Below are 18,220 nucleotides of genomic sequence, written 5' to 3'. Positions count from 1 at the left end.
TTCTTTTTCAGGGGGTCGCCTTGGGCTTGCCGTTGGCTGCGTTGAGGGTGAACATCACCCACTCAGGCCTCATGTTAAATCGCACCGGCAAGATGCTGACGCCCAGGCCGCTGGTGATGTACATGCGATTGTCTTCGTGCCCGACCCAGCCGTAGGCCCAGTCGCGCGGGCCGGCGCCGGGCACGACCAGCGCGCCGACAAAGGGCAGGTAGACCTGGCCGCCGTGCGTGTGGCCGGCTACGACGAGACCGCGCACGGGCGGCAAGTCGATCAAACTGGCCGGCTCGTGCATGAACACCAGGGCGTGCGCGCCCTTGGGCACCTTGCTCATCGCCTTGGCCGGTTGGGAGTGGCCGGTGTGGTCGTCGCCCACGCCCACCACCCAGACGGGCGTTCCGGATGCTCCGGGTGGCACGGGTAAGGGCAGGGGTAAAGGCACGGCGTCGTTCTCGAGCACCGTGATGCCCGCGCGGGTGAATGCCGCGGTGAATTTTTCGCCGTCGTGCCACCAGTCGTGGTTACCCATGACCGCATAGACACCCAGCCGGGCTTTCAGCCCGCCCAGCACCTGGGCGATCTCGTCCTCGGGTGTGGCGGCGGTGTCGGGCTTGTAGTCGCGGTCGGCAATGAAGTCGCCGGGCAACAGCACCACGTCTGGTTGGGCGGCATTGATCTGCGCCACGATGTCACGCGCACGCTCTACCGTCATGATGCGCCACAGCGGGCGTTTGGTGAAGTGCCAGTCGGAAGCAATGGCCACTTTCAGGCCGGGCGGCCCTTTCCAGTCCGGAACGGTTTCACTGATCTCGCGGTGGGCGACCCAGCGTGGTTCGATGATGACGACCCATGTGCCCAGCAGCAAAATCACCGGAACCAGAACGCAGGCCCAGCAAGACCTTTGCAGTTTTACCAGGCGCTCATAAACGGACATCAACACCCGCTTCGTTCACGGCCTCCATCACGCCGGTGCTGTGTGGCGCCAGGCCGTAAGCGCGCAGGTTTTTGCGCAGCTCGGCGGCATCGACTTCGTTCCAGGCCAGGCCGCAGTCCATGCAGGCATGTGAATGCTGGTTTTGCAAAAGCACGGGCTTGCCGACAAGCGAGCGCAGCAAGCCACGCAAGGGATAGAACCGCTCCGCTTCGAAATTGCCGCGAACCACCTTGCGGCTGCTGCAGCGCAGGCAATACATGCCGCGCACGGTTTGATTGAACATTGGTGCTCCCCGCCCAGTTAAGGCTACCGCTCACATGGTACCAACGGCCTGCCGTGCGAACGGGGCCGGAGCTCCTGGCGGGCGGTTCATTGCAACTGGCCAGGGGTGGAGCCGAAACGGCGCACGGGAATGGAGTCGCCATCGGCTTCGGGCGGACTCAGGAAACGGATCGCGCGCTGGGCCTGGTCATCCTCCACCATCAGGCCCTGCAACGCTGCGTCGAGCGCCGCAAAATCTCCGACCTCGCTACGGCGGCTACCCACCGCCACGGTGAACCGCAGCGCCATGGAGGTGGGGTCGTCGGCATCACGCATCAGCCCCAGGGCCACCAGCCGGGACAGGCGGGCCCTGAACGCTTCACCCGGCATCACGCCCTCCATCACAATGCCCAGCATGTTGCGGCCAAGCCGCCCCACGGTGTCGAAGTCGCGCGTGATGGTGCGTACCAGCCGCACGCTGCGGGCCAGCAGTTCTTCGGCCTCAATGATGTTCAGCCCGTCCGGGTCGGCCGGCTCCACAGAAACATAGATGATGGCCAGGTCACGCTTCAGCTCTGGCGCGGCGTTCCAGATGCGGGCCGCGCGGTCGCGAAAGGTTTTCCTGTTAAGGAAACCGGTGAGCGGATCGTGCTCTTCGGCCGCCTGCTCGCGCACTGTATCGGCGTGGCGCAGACGGCTCCAGGCGTTGATGCACAGCATCATGACCACCACCTCCACCAGGGCAGCGGCGACCGGAGTTTCGCCGGGCAACCAGGGCGCGTTGATAAGCCCCGAGCTTTCGGCAAGGGCGAGGGCCACGCAAACAAGGTAGGGCAGGTACACCAGCAGCCAGTAGCCGCCGAAGGCCACACCACGCCGCCAGGCACGCCAGGCGCAGGTGATGGTGAAGGCAAAAACGCTGAGTGTGATGGCGTGAAACATCGGCACCATGCGGTCGTACTGCTCAACGAAGGGGCTGGCCGTCATGTACATGAGGCACAGCGCAACCAGCACGCGCGCCATGCGGTGAAAGTTCCGCCCCTGCAGCCCGCCGAAGATGGACCGGGTGAACTGGAGGTTGAAGGCCAGGGCGCCCATCACAGACAACACAATCGCGTGGCTGGCAAAGGTTGTGGCGTGGGGCCACAGGTAACGCTGGGCCGCGCCGGTGTAGCAGAGGGTGGCCATGACGGTAAACACAAGGTAGCCGGCATACCAGGCATAGGTGCGGTCGCGATAGGCCAGCGCCATCTGGGCGCAGAAGAGAACCAGCGTGATGATCACCCCCAGCTGCAGGCCCACCCACAACATCTGCACCACATCTCGCCGGGACGCCTCTGCCGTACCTACCAGCACGGGACTCAGATTGACGGGCAAGCGGTGTACCACGCGGACAAAAATGTCCTGCGCGTCCGCGCCGGGCTGCGGCAACGGAAAACGCGGCCGCAGCGAATCGACAGGCCACCGCACATGCGCCACAAAATCGCCGGCCACAGCCATGCGCCATGCACCGCCCGCATCGCGCTGGAAGAACTCATACCGATCCACGATCACGGTGGGAAATTCCAGCAGCCAATCGGCGCCATTCACCACTCCCCCCGGCGCCAGCGTCATGCGCAGCCAAAGCGGCGAGGCCGCACTCACTGCATAACGCTTGCCGCTCACCAGGGGCTTGAAGAGCGCGGCATCCATGGCCGCAACCTGCGCAACGGTGGCGCTTGCGGGCAAGCCTTCAAGCACCTGCAGCGGGGCGGGGTAGGACGCCGGACTGCCGGCAGTGGCGGGCGGGGAATTCAGCCCGAGCAGAAACACCAGCCCCAACACACCGGTCCAGAGCAGCGGATTGCACTGCCGCCACGAAGCCGAACGGGTTGCGCGCTGTTCTTTCATGAAATCCATTCTTCACCCGAGATGCTATTAATACAGGAGCAACCAGAACTCGTCAATTAAGGGCTTAAAGCACCTTTTATAGCTCATCACAGGTGGTCGCCGTCGACGTAGTACCAACGACCTAACTCGAGAATAAAGCGGCTGCGTTCGTGCAGGCGCACGGCCGGACTGCCTGGGGTTTTCTGGCGGGCGACGAATTCGACCTCGGCGTGGGTGTCATCGATCTGGCGATGGCTGCGCACTTCGAGGCCCAGCCATTTCACGCCGGGGTCAAACTCGATGGAAGCGGGCCGATGGCTGGTGTGCCAGGTGGCGAGCAGGTAGTCGGCACGCCCGGCCACAAAGGCGGTGTAGCGCGAACGCATGAGGGACTCGGCGTCGGGCGCGGGCACGGTGTCGAAGTGACCAAGGTAGCGGCCACAGCAATTTGCGAACGGCAACGGCTTTTTGGCCGGACCGGTGCGGCCGCAGGGGCACGGCTGAGAGGGTGACGGGCCCGGCATCACCCGCGCATCAGCCGCAGGCGTTGTTGTTGGCGCGCGCCTTGCGCTCTTCCAGCGTTTCGGTGGGTGCGCCCTGCTTCACCCATTCGGCATAACCGCCGTCGATGTGGGCCACATTGCGCATGCCCATGTCCTGCAGGGTCTTGGTGGCCAGGGCGCTGCGCCAGCCTGCCCCGCAAAAGAGGATGAACTCCTTGCCTTCGTCGGCAAACAGGGGCTTGTGGTATGGCGACTCGGGGTCTACCCAGAATTCAAGCATGCCGCGCGGCGCGTGAAAGCTGTCCACCACAGTGCCGGCTGCCAGCTCGCGCACATCGCGGATATCGACGATCTGTACCTTGGGGTCGCCGAGTTTTGACCTGGCCTCTGCAACGGAATAGGTTTTGACCTGCGCCACGGCCTCGTCGACCAGTGCGCGGAATCCTTTGGTAATCGGCATGCTCTGTCTCCTGCTGTGGATAGCCACTGAATTAACAAGTTTACGGCGTGCACTCCATGCGCAGTGCGACAAATCCCGCAAACCCAGCAGGGGCCGCGGAACCGGCTTTGCCGGGCCGCAGGCGCCGCCCCCTGCAAGGGGGGAGGAAGCTACACGCAGTGAGCTTCAACGGGGGTGTGCTCAAAGTCCTCGTTGGATAATTATTTTTTGCACGTCGGAAGTGCCTTCATAGATCTGGCACACCCGCACATCGCGGTAGATGCGCTCCACCGGGAAATCGCTCACATAGCCGTAGCCGCCCAGCGTCTGGATGGCGGCGCTGCAAACCTCTTCGGCCATTTCGCTGGCAAAGAGCTTGGCCATGGCGGCTTCTTTCAGGCAGGGCAGGCCGGCGTCGCGCAGGCTGGCGGCGTGCCAGATCAGCTGGCGGGCCGCTTCGATCTTCGTGGCGCAGTCGGCCAGGCGAAAGCCTACTGCCTGGTGGTTGAATATGGCGGTGCCAAAGCTCTGGCGTTCTTTGGCATAGCTGAGCGCAAACTCAAACGCGCTGCGCGCCATGCCCACGCTTTGCGCGGCGATGCCGATGCGCCCGCCTTCGAGCGCACCCAGCGCGATCTTGTAGCCTTCGCCTTCGTTGCCGATCAGGTTCTCGGCCGGGATGCGGCAGTTGTCAAAATTGATTTGCGCGGTGTCACTGGAGTGCTGGCCCAGTTTGTCTTCAAGCCGCGCGACGACATAGCCCGGCGCGCTGGTGGGCACGATGAAGGCGCTCATGCCTTTTTTGCCGGCGCCCTTGTCGGTGACCGCAATCACGATGGCGGCGTGGCCGTTCTTGCCGCTGGTGATGAACTGCTTGACGCCGTTGATCACGTATTCGTCGCCGTCTTTGACTGCCGTGGTTCGCAGCGAGGAAGCATCGCTGCCCACATGCGGCTCCGTCAGGCAAAAGACACCGAGCATTTCGCCCTGCGCGAGTTTTGTCAGCCACTGCTTTTTCTGTTGTGCATTGCCGTAGCGCATGAGGATGGCATTGACCGGGCAGTTGGTGACACTGATGGCCGTGCTGGTGCCGCCGTCGCCGGCGGCGATTTCTTCGAGCACCAGCGCGAGCGTGAGGTAGTCCAGATTGGCGCCGCCGAACTCTTCGGGCACGCAGATGCCGTAAGCGCCGAGCGCGGCCAGGCCCTTGTGCGCCTCGACCGGGAAGTGGTGCTCTTTGTCCCATCGCGCGGCGTGGGGCCAGAGCTCGGCCTGCGCAAAGTCGCGCACCGCGTCGCGGATCATGGTTTGGTCTTGGGTCAGAATCATCGAAATCTTTCAGTGGAGTGCAGGGCTCACCATGTGCTGAAGCGGCGGCCGTCGTAGTCAAGAAAGGCGCCCTTGTGTGCGGCGGTCAGCCCAGCCAGGGTCTTGCGCATGCCCGAGACACTTTGAACCGTGGTGAGCGGCGCGTCCAGGCCGCCCATGTCAGTTTGAACCCAGCCGGGCGACAAGGCCACCATGATGGCGCGCGGGTAGTCATGCTGGGCAGACGCCACGGCCATGTTCAGCGCAGCCTTGCTGACGCGGTAGGTCCAGCTGCTGCTGGACGGTACCTCGCCAATGCAACCCATGCCGCTGGTGATGAAGGCAAAGCAGCCTCCCTTGCCTCCGCGTGCGGCTTCGACCATGGGCGCGACCTGCGGAATGGCCTGCATGGCGCCCAGCACATTGGTGTGCAGGGTGTGGTCAAACGCCTCACGCGTCGGCGGCGAGAGTGCATCGCCCTGCGGAAAGACGCCGGCCACGTAGAGGGCGATGTCGATCTCCTCGCCGTCCAGCAGCCAGGCCAGGCCGCTGATGCTGGCAGGCTGGGCCACGTCCAGCCGCAAGGCCTTGGCGCCCAGGGCCTTGAGGCGCTGCAGGCCTTCGTCGTTGCGCGCGGTGGCTATGACGTTGGCACCGTCGGCAAGGTATTGGCTGACGAATTCAAGGCCTATGCCGCGTGATGCGCCGATGACGAGGACTTTCATGGATTAGGGCCTGTTAACACTGTGTTTGCAAGCCCTAGCCCGCAAAATTGAAATACTTCGACCAGGACGGATCGAACGCATTGCTCAGCTCAACGTCGGCGAACGATGCGCCGCGCAAGCTGGTGTCAATCACGCCGAGTGCGGCAGGCAGGTCGCCCACGTAATAGTTGGCCAGGCGCCGGCCGTTCCTGACCACGGTGTGGGACAGAATACCGGCATGCTGAAGCTCCAGGCGGGTGGCAATCTGCTCCTGGACTTCGCGGGCACGCTCCAGTGCCGCATGGTCATCCACGGGCAGGCGCAGCTCGATCGCGTGGCCCAGGTCAGGCCGCGCTGCAATCGCATTGGCGCTCTGGTTGACCGCCACGATCGCCTTGTCGCCCTCCTGGTCATCTTCTTCGTCGCCCTCTTCGTCACCGTCCCCGTCGTTGCCAAAGACGACTGTCATGACAGACCACCGGTGTTCGCCGCTCGGGAACAAGCCTGTGTGCCCCAGTTCGTTCGTCCAGAACGCGTCGAGCACAGCGCCGAACTTGTCGAGCGTCGTGGAGCCGGCCACTTCGTCCGAGAACGCATCGACGAAGTCCACAAAACCCACCTTGACCGCGAAGTCGTACTCGCCCAGCACATGGTCGAGCATGATGAAGGTCATGTTGCGCGCATGGTCCTGCATGTCGCTGGGCAGTTCACGCGCAAACATGACTTCGATGCCCACCTGCCCTTCATCGGCGACGTGGCCGATCAGCACGTCGGAGGTTGCCAGCTCAAAGTTATCCATCCGCATGGGGAAGTCGGGGCTCTCCGTGCGGGCGCGAAAAGCGGTGAGGCTGTAGTGCTTCAGCGGCGGCGCGCGCTTGACGAAATCCAGCAGCAGCGGAAAGGTTTCGGTACTGCCGTGCGCGGTGGCGATCAGTTCGACCTGCTGGTCACCGTCGTCAGCCGACATTTCCAGCGCCAGCCCCTCCAGGTACTCCTCGAGAACTTCATTGATGTTCTCGACCTGGTCGCGTACCGGCTGGCGGACAAGCTCCGCCTCGCCCTCCTGGAATTTCAGCCAGAAGGCATCAATGCGCTGGGCGAGCTCAGCGGGTGAAAGCGTTTGTGGTGCTTCTTGCGTCATACCAGCTCGATCGCCATGGCTGTGCCCTCACCGCCGCCGATGCACAAGGTGGCAACGCCTTTCTTCAGGCCGCGGGCCTTGAGCGCGTGGATCAGCGTGACCAGGATACGGGCACCGGACGCGCCGATGGGATGGCCCAGCGCACAGGCACCACCGTTGACGTTGACGATGTCGTGGCTGATGCCGAGCTCTTTCATGGCCGCCATGGGCACCACGGCGAAGGCTTCATTGACTTCCCACAGGTCCACGTCTTTGGCGCTCCAGCCGATTTTCTTGAGCAGCTTGTTGACGGCGCCGACAGGGGCGGTGGTGAACCATTCAGGGTCTTGCGCAAACGTGGCGTGGCCGAGGATGCGCGCGATGGGCGTGGCGCCCAGTTCTTTGGCGGTCGATTCGCGCGCCAGCACCAGGGCGGCGGCGCCGTCGTTGATGGACGAGCTGGAGGCGGCGGTGATGGTGCCGTCTTTCTTGAAGGCCGGTTTGAGCGTGGGTATCTTGTCGAGCTTGACCTTGCCCGGGCCTTCGTCGATGGAGATCACCGTTTCACCGCTGCGGCCCTTGACGGTGATGGGCGTGATTTCGGCCTTGAAGGCACCGGATTCGGTGGCGGCCTTGGCGCGGTTGACGCTGGCGGTGGCAAAAGCGTCCTGCGCCTCGCGGGTGAACTTGTACTTGTCGGCGCACTGCTCGCCGAAGGTGCCCATGGCGCGGCCGGGTTCATAAGCGTCTTCCAGGCCGTCGAGCATCATGTGGTCATAAATGCGGTCGTGCCCGATGCGGATGCCGCTGCGGCCCTTGAGCAGCAGGTGGGGTGCGTTGGTCATGCTTTCCATGCCGCCGGAAACCATCACGTCGCGGCTGCCTGCGATGAGCTGGTCGTGCGCGAGCATGGTGGCTTCCATGCCGGAGCCGCACATTTTGGACAGCGTGACGGCACCCACGCTGGCAGGCAGCCCGCCCTTGAAACCGGCCTGGCGTGCAGGCGCCTGGCCCTGGCCGGCCATCAGACAGTTGCCGAACAGCACTTCGTCGACCTTTTCAGGCGCGATGCCGGAACGCTCGATGGCGGCCTTGATGGCGTAGCCGCCCAGATCATGGGCCGACAGGCTGGCGAAGTCGCCCTGGAAGCCGCCCATGGGGGTGCGGGCTGCGCCGAGGATGACGATGGAATCAGACATGAGGTTCTCCTTGAAAAAACTGAGGTAGTGAAAAAGCGAATGGAATGCGGCGGGCTTTACGGCTGCGCCGCAACGCGTGTGAAAGTGCCCAGGCCTTGCTGGTTGTAGTGCTCGAGGGTGATCTGGTTGCCGCTGAACGTGGCTTTGGAAAGCGAGCCCGGCGGCGCGCTGTCGTTGAGCGGCACAAAGGTATAGGTGTCGCCGTCCCAATGCTGCAGGGGAAAGACCAGCTGGGGCGCAGCACCTATGCGCAGCTCAAGCGCACCCTGCGCCGTGCGCACGACCTGCAGCGGGCCGAGGTAGTCGTTGCGCCAGGTGCCCGTGTTGGCCTGCAACGGTGGTGCGGGCTGCGCCGGGCGGGGCTTGCCCGCGAGTTCGCCCTGCGGCGTGAAGACCTCGGCCATCTGTGCGGCGGCAATGGCGTACCAATCCTTCTTCACGGCGCGGAACTCTACCAGGTCGTAGAACTGCGCCACCAGCCCCTCGGCCACACCGGTGGGCCAGGCATTGGTGAGCACCACGATGCCCAGATTGGCCGACGGCATGACGGCGAAGTTGGTGGACGCGCCCCAGGAAAATGCGCCGTTGTGGCTCAGCACGGGGCGGCCGGCTTCGGTGGTGCTTATTGCGAAGCCATAGCCGTAAAACACGGGACGCTTGCCCGGCGCGGAGGCTTCCTGGGTGAGGTTCTTGGGTGTGAGGGCCGGCGTCAACGCAGCAGCCGGCACCAGTTGCCCGCCAGGGCCGATGCCCCCTGACAGCACAAAAGACATCCAGCGCGCGACATCCCTGGCCGAAGAACTGACGCCGCCGGAGGGTTGCTGGCGGTCGGTGTTGAAACCCGTGGACCAGTTCTGGCGGCCGGGGATGTAGCCACGCTCGGGACCGATGACAAACACGCCGTTTTCCTTGACATGGCCTGGCGCGCGGTTCGACCTGGCCAGGAAATCCGCAAACCGCGAGCTGGTTGATGCCATGCCCAGCGGCTTGTAGAGCACCTGTTCCGAAAGGCTGGCCCAGTCCGTGCCGGCCGCCGCGGCGACCGCCATCGCGGCGCCGGTCATGCCGTAGTTGGTATAGGCGTAAGAAGCGCGAAACGGTGTCAGCGGCAACTGGCTGAAGCTGCGCAGGATGTCCTGCTGCGGGTAACCGAGCTCTTCGAGCATGTCGCCGGCATGGCCGGGCAAGCCGGAGCGGTGCGCGTACAGGTCGCCGATGGTGATGTTTTCGCTGACGTAGGCATTGCCCAGGGCAAAGCCGGGCAGGTGCTTGCGCATGGGTGTTTCCCACTTCACCTTCTCGGCGCCGACCTGCTGCGCGACAACCGTGGCGCCAATCGGCTTGGACATGGAAGCGAGCTGGAAAACGGTGTCGGCATCGACAGGCTGCGGGGAGCCGGCCGCACGCACACCAAAACCCTTGGCGTAAACGATGCGATCGCCCTCCACCACGGCCACGGCCATACCCGGAATCCCCGAGCGCCGCATCAACTGCTCAGCCATGCCGTCAATTTGGCCAATGGCGTAGGAAATCTGCTCAGACGCGGGCGGGCTCTGGGCGTAGGTGGGTGCAACCAGGGAGCCGGCAACGACAGCCATGAGCCATGCCAGAGGCAACAAGCGCGGGGAAAAGAGGCCGGACATCATCAACGTCTCCTTCAGGTCACAGGGTCTGAAAGGCATCCATCGCCATTCGCTTGTCCGTGCACCGTCGCCTCAAGGCGTCAGGCCGCTGAGGCCAGTGAGCACGGGCTCGGGCGGCAGTTGCATGAGGACTTCATCGTGGGGAGCACCGGGGCTGTGCAGCGCGACAAAACGTTTCTCGCGCTCATAAGGAAATACGTCGTGCACGTGGCCGGCCTGGATGCGTGCCTGGTGGCTTTGCCAGAAATGGGCGTCGAGCAGGTCGCCATGGTGCTTCATGAAGACTTCGCGCACCGCGTCATTGCCGAGCAGGAAGGGGCCGAAAGTTTCAGGAAACACGTCCTTGGGGCCGACGGTATACCAGACCTCGCCGCTCATCTCTTCTTCCTCGTTGCGCGCGGCTGGCACCTTGCGGAAGTTGCAGTCGGTGATGTATTCGATCTCGTCGTAGTCGTAGAACACGACCTTGCCGTGGCGCGTGATGCCGAAGTTCTTCCAGAGCATGTCGCCGGGGAAGATGTTGGCGGCTACCAGGTCCTTGATGGCGTTGCCGTATTCGACGACGGCGCGCTCGATCTGGTCCTGGGCTGCCGGCTCTTTCACGCCGGCATCAAAGGCTTCCTGCAAATAGATATTGAGCGGGATCATGCGCCGCTCGATGTAGACGTGCTTGATGATGACTTCGGTGGCACCGTCGCCGTCGCGGTCGCTGATTTCAAGCTGGCTGGGCGCGAATTTCTCGATCTCGGCGATCAGCTCATCATCAAAGCGCTCGCGCGGGAAGGCCACTTCGCTGTATTCCTGTGTGTCGGCCATGCGGCCTACACGGTCGTGCTGCTTGACCAGCAGGTACTTGCCCTTGATCTGTTCGCGCGTGGTGTCTTTTTGCGGCGGGTAGTAGTCCTTGATGACCTTGAACACGTAGGGGAACGAGGGCAAGTCGAACACCAGCATGACCATGCCCTTGATGCCGGGCGCGATGCGGAACTTGTCGGTGGAATGCCGCAGGTGGTACAGAAAGTCGCGGTAAAAAAGCGTCTTGCCCTGCTTGGCCAGGCCCAGCGCGTTGTAGATTTCAGCGCGCGGCATGTGCGGCATCATGCTGCGCAAAAACTGCACGTAGGCCGATGGGATGCCCATGTCGACCATAAAGTAGGCGCGAGCAAAGCTGAACAGGATGAGCAGGTCGTCTTCACCAAACAGCGCGGCGTCGATGACCAATTTACCGGCCTTGTTGTGCAGCACCGGCAGCGCAAACGGCACTTCGTTGAAGCCGTTGATGATCTTGCCGACGACGTACGCGCCCTTGTTGCGGAAAAACAGGCTGGTGAGCACCTGGATCTGGAAGTTGGCGCGCAGCTTGACGTCGGTGAGCCGCCCGCTGATGGCTTCAAGCACATAACCCGCGTCGCGCTCGAGGTTGTCAAACGGCAGGCGCAGGTCGAAGTCGCGCACCAGCTGCAGCAGCACCTCGCGCATGTTGTCGCGCGTGGGGTAGTAAGCGCGGTAGGTCGGCTGCGAAGCCAGCTCGTCGTTCTCGATGTATTCGGTGCTGACGGCGGGCCGCACGAAGATGAAGTCGTTCTGGAAGTAGCTGCGGTGCAGGATCTTGGTGGTGACCGAATTGAAAAACGTTTCGGCCAGCTCGGGCTGGTGGTGGTTGACCAGCAGGCCGATGTAATGGAGTTTGACCTGCTGCCAGACGTCCATGGGCTGCTCGCCGGCCTTGAACTCGCGCTCCAGGCGCATGGACGCTTCGCGCACGCGCAAGTCGTAAAACTCGATGCGTTCGCGCTGGGCACGCTGCTGGCCATGCCAGTCTGCGGTTTCAAAGCGGTGCTTGGCGCGCGCGGACTCGGTTCGGAACAGTTGGTAGTGGCGGTTGAAGCCGTCCATCATCGCCTTGGCGATGTCGTAGGCAATGCTCGAGTCCAGGCGCTGGGGGAACATGGCTTGCTTTGCGCCGTTCAGACCAGCTGCTGCTGTTCACCGCCGCCGACGCGGGCGTTCCAGGTGTCCCACACACGGTCGATGGCCTTGCCGTAGAACTTGTTGAGCTCGTCGGGGGCCGACACGCTCATCTGCAGGTCCTGCAGCAGGCCGTCATGCACACCGAAGGCCCAGCCATGCACGGTGACCTCCTGGCCGCGCGCCCAGGCATCAACCATCACGGTGCTGACGGAAACATTGACCACCTGCTCGATGACGTTGATATCGCACAGGGCTTTGGCACGCACTTCCTCGGGCAGGCTGTCGAGGAGCTGGCGGTGGCGGTGGCGCACATCCTGGATGTGACGAAGCCAGTTGTCGGCCAGGCCGATGCGCGCGCCTTCCAGCGCGGCCTGCACGCCCGAGCAGCCGTAGTGCCCGACCACCATGATGTCCTTGACCTTGAGCCGCTCGACGGCGAACTGGATGGCCGAGAGTGCGTTGAGGTCGGAGTGCACGACGATGTTGGCGACGTTGCGGTGAACGAACACCTCGCCGGGCTCAAGGCCGGTGATCTGGTTGGCGGGCACGCGGCTGTCAGAGCAGCCTATCCACATATACCTGGGCGTCTGCTGCTTGACAAGGCTGGTGAAGAAGCCTGGGCGCTCGGCTTCCATCTGCGCGGCCCAGGCGCGGTTATGGGCGAAGAGGTCTTGGAGCGAAGTGGTCATGGGCGTATTTTCGCCTGCCCGCGGGGATGCCGTCCGGCAAGCGGCTGAAAGTCATGTTTCATCGATCGCCCTCGCCTTCAACAGCGCTTTTTCGCCCAGGCATTTATCGGTCAGGGTGGCGAGCTCTTTGTCGCTGAACGGGGCCGAGGGTGTGGGGTTCGGCCCGGACTTCACGATGGATGCATCGACCAGCAAAGGGCCTTCTCCGGAAAAATCACAGACAAAACGGTATTTGCCGTCAGTGAGCGACGCGGTCAGCATCTTCCGGGTCTGGTGCAGCTTGCCGCTCTGGTAGCACCACCTGTCCACCTCACCGTCACCCTGGACCAGTCCGGTCAGGCAGCGGTCTCCTTCGCGTTCATAGAATACGCCCTTGCCTCCCGCAAGGAGTGGGCGCAGGTTCTTGAAGTCAGGCGTTGCGCCGTGCGAATACATCAACTGCTGGGCGGGATAAGGATTTCCGGCGCCATGGGCGTATTCAAACAGCGTGAGGTTTCCCATGCTGGCCCACTTGAACTGCTCACATCCTGTATGAAGCGTCTGGCCCTTGGCGGTGAAAGCCATGGGCTCGTCAAGGTCGATGCTGACGGTTGTGCCGTCCCGCAGGGTGAGACCGACAGCGTACGCCGCGAAGCGGCCCTTCAGGGCGAGCACGGCTTCCTCGGAGACCTCCCCCACCCTTGAGGCATCAAGAAAGACGTTCACGGCCTTTCCCCGCAGCGATTCGGGGACGCCGCATTCGAACGTCGCGTCGGCTTGCGGCACTGCTGCGTAGGGCGGGGGCTCATCTTTCTCGCACGCACCGAGAAGCGCGGCAAGCACGAGCACAAGGAGCCATCTCGCCGTCTGATGTGTCACTGGCATGGGTACTGGCCTTACATGGTCTCGGCGAACAATTCGCGCCCGATCAGCATGCGGCGGATTTCGCTGGTGCCGGCGCCGATTTCATAGAGTTTGGCGTCGCGCCAGAGGCGACCCAGCGGGTATTCGTTGATGTAACCGTTGCCGCCGTAGATCTGCACGCCTTCGCCGGCCATCCAGGTGGCTTTTTCAGCGCACCAGAGGATGACGGAGGCGCAGTCCTTGCGGACCTGGCGCACGTGGTCGGTGCCCAGCATGTCGAGGTTTTTGGCGACGGTATAGGCAAATGAGCGGCCGGCCTGCAGCACGGTGTACATGTCGGCGACCTTGCCCTGGATGAGCTGGAACTCGCCGATGCTCTGGCCGAACTGCTTGCGGTCGTGGATGTAGGGGACGACGTTGTCCATGACGGACTGCATGATGCCCAGCGGGCCGCCGGTGAGCACGGCGCGTTCGTAGTCGAGCCCGCTCATCAGCACTTTCGCGCCGCTGTTGAGGCCGCCGAGAATCTGGCTGGCCGGGACTTCGACGTTGTTGAAGACGAGCTCGCCGGTATGGCTGCCGCGCATGCCGAGCTTGTCGAGCTTTTGCGCAACGGAAAAACCCTTCATGCCTTTTTCAATCAGGAAGGCGGTCACGCCGCGCGCGCCGAGTTCGGGTTCGGTCTTGGCATAGACCACCAGGGTGTCGGCGTCGGGGCCGTTGGTGATCCACATCTTGCTGCCGTTGAGCAGGTAGTAGCCGCCCTTGTCTTCGGCTTTGAGCTTCATGCTGATGACGTCGCTGCCGGCGCCGGGTTCGCTCATGGCCAGCGCACCCACGTGCTCACCCGTGATGAGCTTGGGCAAATATTTTTTGCGCTGCTCATCGGTGCCGTTGCGCTTGATCTGGTTGACGCAGAGGTTGCTGTGCGCGCCGTAGGACAGCCCCACCGAGGCGCTGGCACGGCTGATTTCTTCCATGGCGATCATGTGGGCCAGGTAGCCCATGTTGGCGCCGCCGTATTCCTCACCCACGGTGATGCCGAGCACGCCGAGCGAGCCCATTTTTTGCCACAGGTCCATCGGGAACTGGTCGTTGCGGTCGATCTCGGCGGCGCGCGGGGCGATCTCGGCCTGTGCGAATTCGCGCACTGCGTCGCGCAGTGCGTCGATGTCTTCACCGAGCATGAAGTTGAGTCCGGGCATGTTGGTCATGGTGGGCTTTCTGAAGTCGTATGACGGGATTGGATTAGTAGGTCTTGGGCACGGGCACCAGCGTCTGCTGCATCAGCGCGCAGGCGCTTTCCTTGCCCGCTGCGCCGACGTGCGTGACTTCAGCGGTCGTGACGATGATGCGCTTGCCGGCCTTGACGACGCGGCCCAGGGCGCGCAGCTCGCCGTCCCTGAAACCGGCCATGAAGTTGATTTTGTATTCGACCGTGGTGACCTCGGAATCTTCCGCAGCCATGGTCAGCGCGGCGTAACCCCCGGCGATATCGGCCAGTGCGCCCATCGCGCCGCCGTGAAAGCTGCCCTGCTGCTGCGTCACGCGCTCCGAATAGGGCAAGACCACCTCGCACAGACCGGGCTCCACGCGCAGCAGGCGCGCGCCCAGGTGCTGCATCAGGCCCTGGCGCAAAAAGCTGGCTTCAATGCGGCGAAACAGTGTGGACGGTGCGGCGGTTGCATCCATGGAAGACCCTTTGAACGGATAAAAGGCGGCTCTTGTTTTAGTTGACGTTTACGTAAACGTCAATTATGCCTGCTGGCGGAAGCACTGTCCAAGGGCGGTGAAAGCTTCGCGCGCGACCTGAGAGTCCGTGCGATCGCGTCACGAAGGGGAAAGAGATGTGCATCGCCGGCAAATTGCGCTTCCCGCGAATTGCCCGTATGGACAATCACCATGCGGGCGACGGGATCGACAAAGATATTCTGGCCGCCGACACCCCAGAAAAAGGACCGGCCGCCGGCCGCCTGCGGAATCCAGACGTGCAACCCATAGAACGGGGCCCCCTTGGGCTGCGGCTTGTCCGGCCGCAGCATGACCATCTCGTCGATCCATGCGGCGGGCACGACCTGCCCGCCTGCCGCCTGCCCCCGGTTCAGCACCAGCGCCCCCAGCCGGCCGTAGTCGCGCAGGCGCGCGGCGAACTGGCCTTGAACGCCCTCCTCGCCGTGGAAGTTCTTGATCCAGAAGCCGCCGCCCTCGGCCCCGAGGCGCGACCATATCCTGTCCTCCAGATACGCGGTGTTGCTCATGCCGGTACGTTCGCTCAGCATGAGGCCGAGCAACGCGGTCACCGCGCCGTTGTAGCTGAAGGTTTTGCCGGCGGGCGATCGCTCCGTCTTCTCCTTCAGGTAGCGCCGCATGCTCTGGCGCGGCGAGACGGTGGGGTCGGTCGCGCGGTTGTCCGATATTGCGCCCGCCTCGTAGGCGGCATGAAGCTTGGCCGAGGTGGCCATTCGCAGCAGATCCTCCACCGTGTCGTCGGCAAATGCGCTGGCTCCGAAGTCGGGCAAGACCTGCCTGACGGTGGTGTCCAGCGCCAGCTTGCCTTCCGCGATCGCCACGCCGACCAGCAGCGACAGGATCGTCTTCGACATGGACGCCGAGTGCAGCGCGTCCTGGGCGCCGGTTCCCTGCAGGTATCGCTCATAGACGATCCGGTCCTCATGCAGGACGAGAAGTCCCGTCGTGCAGAAACGGGCCAGGTACTCCTCGAGCGAATGAGCTTCGGGATCCCCGGCAACGCGATACGTCACGTTCTCCAATGGCAGGCCATGGCCAAACACCGCCGGCGCAGCAGCCGCCCGCGCTTCGTTGAACGGAAATCGCTGCTGAGGGTTGAGGAATGAGCCGGTGCATCCCTGTTGGGCCGCCGCGAGGGCGGGCAGGCCCACCGCGAACAGGACCAGGGCCGCGCGGCGCAGGGAATCGATCGTCATGGGGCTAGTCGCAAAGCAGGTCACCGCTACGCCGCCTGCTTCGCCTTCTCAAGTTTCGCCAGCAGCGCCTTGGCCTCGCGCTCGTGCGTTTTCACCTCCTCGATGTTGCCCTGCAGCTCGGTCATCTGCTCCTCCAGCTGTGCACGGTGCTGCGCCAGGATGGCGAGGAACTTGCGCAGCTGCGGCCCGGTGTCGCGCGGGCTGTCATACATGTCGATGATGTCCTTGGCCTCGGTCAGCGACAGGCCCAGGCGCTTGGCGCGCAGGGTAAGCTTGAGCCGGGTACGGTCACGCGCGGTGTAGACGCGGTTGCGCCCGCCCGCGCCTTCGCGCTGGGGCTGCAGCAAGCCCATGTCTTCGTAAAAACGCATGGCGCGCGTCGTCAGGTCAAACTCTTTTGCCAGGTCGCTGATGGTGTAGGTGGTGGCCATGATGTGGTCTTTGCAAACGCGGGCGACAGCGCGAAACAGGCGCGGTCCCTACAATGGTTGTGTATGACGTTTACGTAAACGTCAAATATACCGCGAATGATGACATGAACCTCCTTGAGCAGCAACTGGATTACCCCTTTGGAGACACCCTGCCCGAGTCGGGCATGACCATGGAGGTGGCGCCGGGCGTCAAGTGGATACGCATGGCCCTGCCTTTTGCGCTGAACCACATCAACCTGTGGCTGCTGCGCGACGAGATGGACGACCCGGACCGGGCGGGCGCGAAGATCCAGGGCTGGACCATCGTGGACTGCTGCATCAGCCGGGACGAGTCGATAGCGCAGTGGGAGGCGGTTTTTGCCACCCAGCTTGAGGGCCTGCCGGTGCTGCGCGTCATCGTGACGCACATGCACCCCGACCACATCGGCCTGGCGCACTGGCTGTGTGAGCGCTGGACCACGCCCAAACACGTTTGCATGTTGTGGATCAGCGCCACCGACTACCTGTCAGCCCGCATTGGCTCGCAAAGCACCACCGGCTTCGGCGGCGAGAGCGCCGCGCGCTTTTTTGCCGCGCACGGACTGGTTGACCCGGAATCCGTCGAGAAAATACGCGGCCGGGCCAGCTACTACCCCGGCATGGTGCCGGCCGTGCCGGCCAGCTACGTCCGCATCATGGACGGCATGACGGTTCGGATCGGTGGGCGCGACTGGCGCTGCATCAGCGGCTACGGCCATGCACCCGAACACATCGCGCTGCACTGCGAAGAGTTGAACACCCTCATCAGCGGCGACATGGTGTTGCCGCGCATTTCGACCAATGTCAGCGTGTACGACATGGAGCCGGAGTCGAACGCGCTCACGCTGTTTCTGGAATCCATCGACAAATTCCTGCCGCTGCCTGAAGACACGCTGGTGCTGCCGTCACACGGCAAACCCTTTCGCGGCCTGCACACACGCATAGGCCAGCTGCACGACCACCATCGCGACCGGCTGGCCGAAGTCATGCAGGCCTGCACCGCCGCGCCCTGCAGCGCGGCCGACATACTGCCCATCATGTTCCCCCGCAAGCTGGACCTGCACCAGACCACCTTCGCCATGGGCGAAGCCGTGGCGCACCTGCATGCGTTGTGGTTTGGCGAAAAGCTCACGCGCCGGCTGGATGCCGATGGGATTTACCGTTTCAGCAGCGTTGGTCCGTAAACAGAGCCAGGCGGAGCTGCACTCACAAGCATGGCCGCTATGTTTTTAGTAGCTGCTCGCGCTCGTCCCTATTGGCCTGCAGCCCGATTCGGCACATAGGAATGAGTGATCGTGGGACCCCTTCTTTACCAGCCGGGGCCGCGGAACCGGCTTTGCCGGGCC

General features: G+C 63.5%; 18 protein-coding genes. 1 reads left to right on the top strand and 17 read right to left on the bottom strand.

Annotated elements, in window-relative coordinates; genetic code table 11:
- Positions 1–7 precede the first annotated feature (7 nt).
- The 17 genes from AC1DVV_RS17635 to AC1DVV_RS17555 all read right to left on the bottom strand — a co-directional run bounded on the left by AC1DVV_RS17635 (position 8) and on the right by AC1DVV_RS17555 (position 16,856).
- Positions 8–931, bottom strand: coding sequence for a metallophosphoesterase (locus AC1DVV_RS17635; RefSeq protein ID WP_477702428.1), 924 nt, complete (start codon positions 929–931; stop codon positions 8–10).
- Entirely contained in the window at positions 918–1,214 is a 297-nt protein-coding gene (locus tag AC1DVV_RS17630; RefSeq protein WP_477666823.1) for a hypothetical protein, read from the bottom strand. The genes AC1DVV_RS17635 and AC1DVV_RS17630 overlap by 14 nt, the downstream gene beginning before the upstream one ends.
- Before the next feature lie 86 nt (positions 1,215–1,300).
- On the bottom strand, positions 1,301–3,082 hold the full coding sequence (locus AC1DVV_RS17625) for a sensor domain-containing diguanylate cyclase (RefSeq protein ID WP_477666824.1): 1,782 nt from the start codon (positions 3,080–3,082) through the stop codon (positions 1,301–1,303).
- A gap of 86 nt (positions 3,083–3,168) precedes the next feature.
- Positions 3,169–3,585, bottom strand: a complete 417-nt coding sequence (locus tag AC1DVV_RS17620) for a YchJ family protein (RefSeq protein WP_477702429.1) — start codon at positions 3,583–3,585, stop codon at positions 3,169–3,171.
- Between the two features lie 10 nt (positions 3,586–3,595).
- The gene (locus AC1DVV_RS17615; protein WP_477702430.1) at positions 3,596–4,024 is read right to left on the bottom strand and encodes a rhodanese-like domain-containing protein; all 429 of its coding nucleotides are present in this window, start codon (positions 4,022–4,024) and stop codon (positions 3,596–3,598) included.
- A gap of 180 nt (positions 4,025–4,204) precedes the next feature.
- Positions 4,205–5,332, bottom strand: a complete 1,128-nt coding sequence (locus AC1DVV_RS17610) for an acyl-CoA dehydrogenase family protein (protein ID WP_477689826.1) — start codon at positions 5,330–5,332, stop codon at positions 4,205–4,207.
- Between the two features lie 26 nt (positions 5,333–5,358).
- A complete protein-coding gene (locus tag AC1DVV_RS17605; protein ID WP_477666828.1) occupies positions 5,359–6,036 on the bottom strand; it encodes an SDR family oxidoreductase in 678 nt (225 codons plus the stop codon).
- 34 nt (positions 6,037–6,070) lie between these two features.
- Positions 6,071–7,156 carry a DUF695 domain-containing protein gene (locus AC1DVV_RS17600; protein ID WP_477702431.1) on the bottom strand — a complete coding sequence of 362 codons (1,086 nt, stop codon included), beginning with the start codon at positions 7,154–7,156 and terminating at the stop codon, positions 6,071–6,073.
- On the bottom strand, positions 7,153–8,334 hold the full coding sequence (locus AC1DVV_RS17595; protein ID WP_477649773.1) for an acetyl-CoA C-acyltransferase: 1,182 nt from the start codon (positions 8,332–8,334) through the stop codon (positions 7,153–7,155). Before AC1DVV_RS17595 ends, AC1DVV_RS17600 begins: the two co-directional genes overlap by 4 nt.
- Before the next feature lie 56 nt (positions 8,335–8,390).
- Entirely contained in the window at positions 8,391–9,980 is a 1,590-nt protein-coding gene (locus AC1DVV_RS17590) for a serine hydrolase (RefSeq protein ID WP_477702432.1), read from the bottom strand.
- Positions 9,981–10,049: 69 nt separating this feature from the next.
- On the bottom strand, positions 10,050–11,927 hold the full coding sequence (aceK, locus tag AC1DVV_RS17585) for a bifunctional isocitrate dehydrogenase kinase/phosphatase (RefSeq protein ID WP_457282832.1): 1,878 nt from the start codon (positions 11,925–11,927) through the stop codon (positions 10,050–10,052).
- A 17-nt stretch (positions 11,928–11,944) separates the two neighbouring features.
- Entirely contained in the window at positions 11,945–12,637 is a 693-nt protein-coding gene (gene can / locus AC1DVV_RS17580) for a carbonate dehydratase (RefSeq protein WP_477666831.1), read from the bottom strand.
- A gap of 51 nt (positions 12,638–12,688) precedes the next feature.
- A complete protein-coding gene (locus tag AC1DVV_RS17575) occupies positions 12,689–13,501 on the bottom strand; it encodes a hypothetical protein (RefSeq protein WP_477666832.1) in 813 nt (270 codons plus the stop codon).
- Between the two features lie 11 nt (positions 13,502–13,512).
- On the bottom strand, positions 13,513–14,694 hold the full coding sequence (locus AC1DVV_RS17570) for an isovaleryl-CoA dehydrogenase (RefSeq protein ID WP_457282829.1): 1,182 nt from the start codon (positions 14,692–14,694) through the stop codon (positions 13,513–13,515).
- Between the two features lie 34 nt (positions 14,695–14,728).
- A complete protein-coding gene (locus AC1DVV_RS17565) occupies positions 14,729–15,172 on the bottom strand; it encodes a PaaI family thioesterase (protein ID WP_457282828.1) in 444 nt (147 codons plus the stop codon).
- Positions 15,173–15,231: 59 nt separating this feature from the next.
- On the bottom strand, positions 15,232–16,425 hold the full coding sequence (locus AC1DVV_RS17560; protein WP_477666833.1) for a serine hydrolase domain-containing protein: 1,194 nt from the start codon (positions 16,423–16,425) through the stop codon (positions 15,232–15,234).
- 26 nt (positions 16,426–16,451) lie between these two features.
- Entirely contained in the window at positions 16,452–16,856 is a 405-nt protein-coding gene (locus AC1DVV_RS17555; protein WP_477666834.1) for a MerR family transcriptional regulator, read from the bottom strand.
- 104 nt (positions 16,857–16,960) lie between these two features.
- Here AC1DVV_RS17555 and AC1DVV_RS17550 point away from each other — a divergent pair, with 104 nt between their 5' ends.
- Positions 16,961–18,058, top strand: a complete 1,098-nt coding sequence (locus AC1DVV_RS17550) for an MBL fold metallo-hydrolase (protein ID WP_477666835.1) — start codon at positions 16,961–16,963, stop codon at positions 18,056–18,058.
- Positions 18,059–18,220: the final 162 nt, after the last annotated feature.

The sequence above is a fragment of the Polaromonas sp. P3_B4 genome, from assembly GCF_056402835.1.
This window is presented reverse-complemented; position numbering and strand designations above follow the sequence as displayed.

Coding starts and splice junctions, on each gene's coding strand:
- AC1DVV_RS17635 (WP_477702428.1), bottom strand. CDS start 931: ATGTCCGTTTATGAGCGCCTGGTAAAACTGCAAAGGTCTTGCTGGGCC.
- AC1DVV_RS17630 (WP_477666823.1), bottom strand. CDS start 1,214: ATGTTCAATCAAACCGTGCGCGGCATGTATTGCCTGCGCTGCAGCAGC.
- AC1DVV_RS17625 (WP_477666824.1), bottom strand. CDS start 3,082: ATGAAAGAACAGCGCGCAACCCGTTCGGCTTCGTGGCGGCAGTGCAAT.
- AC1DVV_RS17620 (WP_477702429.1), bottom strand. CDS start 3,585: ATGCCGGGCCCGTCACCCTCTCAGCCGTGCCCCTGCGGCCGCACCGGT.
- AC1DVV_RS17615 (WP_477702430.1), bottom strand. CDS start 4,024: ATGCCGATTACCAAAGGATTCCGCGCACTGGTCGACGAGGCCGTGGCG.
- AC1DVV_RS17610 (WP_477689826.1), bottom strand. CDS start 5,332: ATGATTCTGACCCAAGACCAAACCATGATCCGCGACGCGGTGCGCGAC.
- AC1DVV_RS17605 (WP_477666828.1), bottom strand. CDS start 6,036: ATGAAAGTCCTCGTCATCGGCGCATCACGCGGCATAGGCCTTGAATTC.
- AC1DVV_RS17600 (WP_477702431.1), bottom strand. CDS start 7,156: ATGACGCAAGAAGCACCACAAACGCTTTCACCCGCTGAGCTCGCCCAG.
- AC1DVV_RS17595 (WP_477649773.1), bottom strand. CDS start 8,334: ATGTCTGATTCCATCGTCATCCTCGGCGCAGCCCGCACCCCCATGGGC.
- AC1DVV_RS17590 (WP_477702432.1), bottom strand. CDS start 9,980: ATGATGTCCGGCCTCTTTTCCCCGCGCTTGTTGCCTCTGGCATGGCTC.
- aceK (WP_457282832.1), bottom strand. CDS start 11,927: ATGTTCCCCCAGCGCCTGGACTCGAGCATTGCCTACGACATCGCCAAG.
- can (WP_477666831.1), bottom strand. CDS start 12,637: ATGACCACTTCGCTCCAAGACCTCTTCGCCCATAACCGCGCCTGGGCC.
- AC1DVV_RS17575 (WP_477666832.1), bottom strand. CDS start 13,501: ATGCCAGTGACACATCAGACGGCGAGATGGCTCCTTGTGCTCGTGCTT.
- AC1DVV_RS17570 (WP_457282829.1), bottom strand. CDS start 14,694: ATGACCAACATGCCCGGACTCAACTTCATGCTCGGTGAAGACATCGAC.
- AC1DVV_RS17565 (WP_457282828.1), bottom strand. CDS start 15,172: ATGGATGCAACCGCCGCACCGTCCACACTGTTTCGCCGCATTGAAGCC.
- AC1DVV_RS17560 (WP_477666833.1), bottom strand. CDS start 16,425: ATGACGATCGATTCCCTGCGCCGCGCGGCCCTGGTCCTGTTCGCGGTG.
- AC1DVV_RS17555 (WP_477666834.1), bottom strand. CDS start 16,856: ATGGCCACCACCTACACCATCAGCGACCTGGCAAAAGAGTTTGACCTG.
- AC1DVV_RS17550 (WP_477666835.1), top strand. CDS start 16,961: ATGAACCTCCTTGAGCAGCAACTGGATTACCCCTTTGGAGACACCCTG.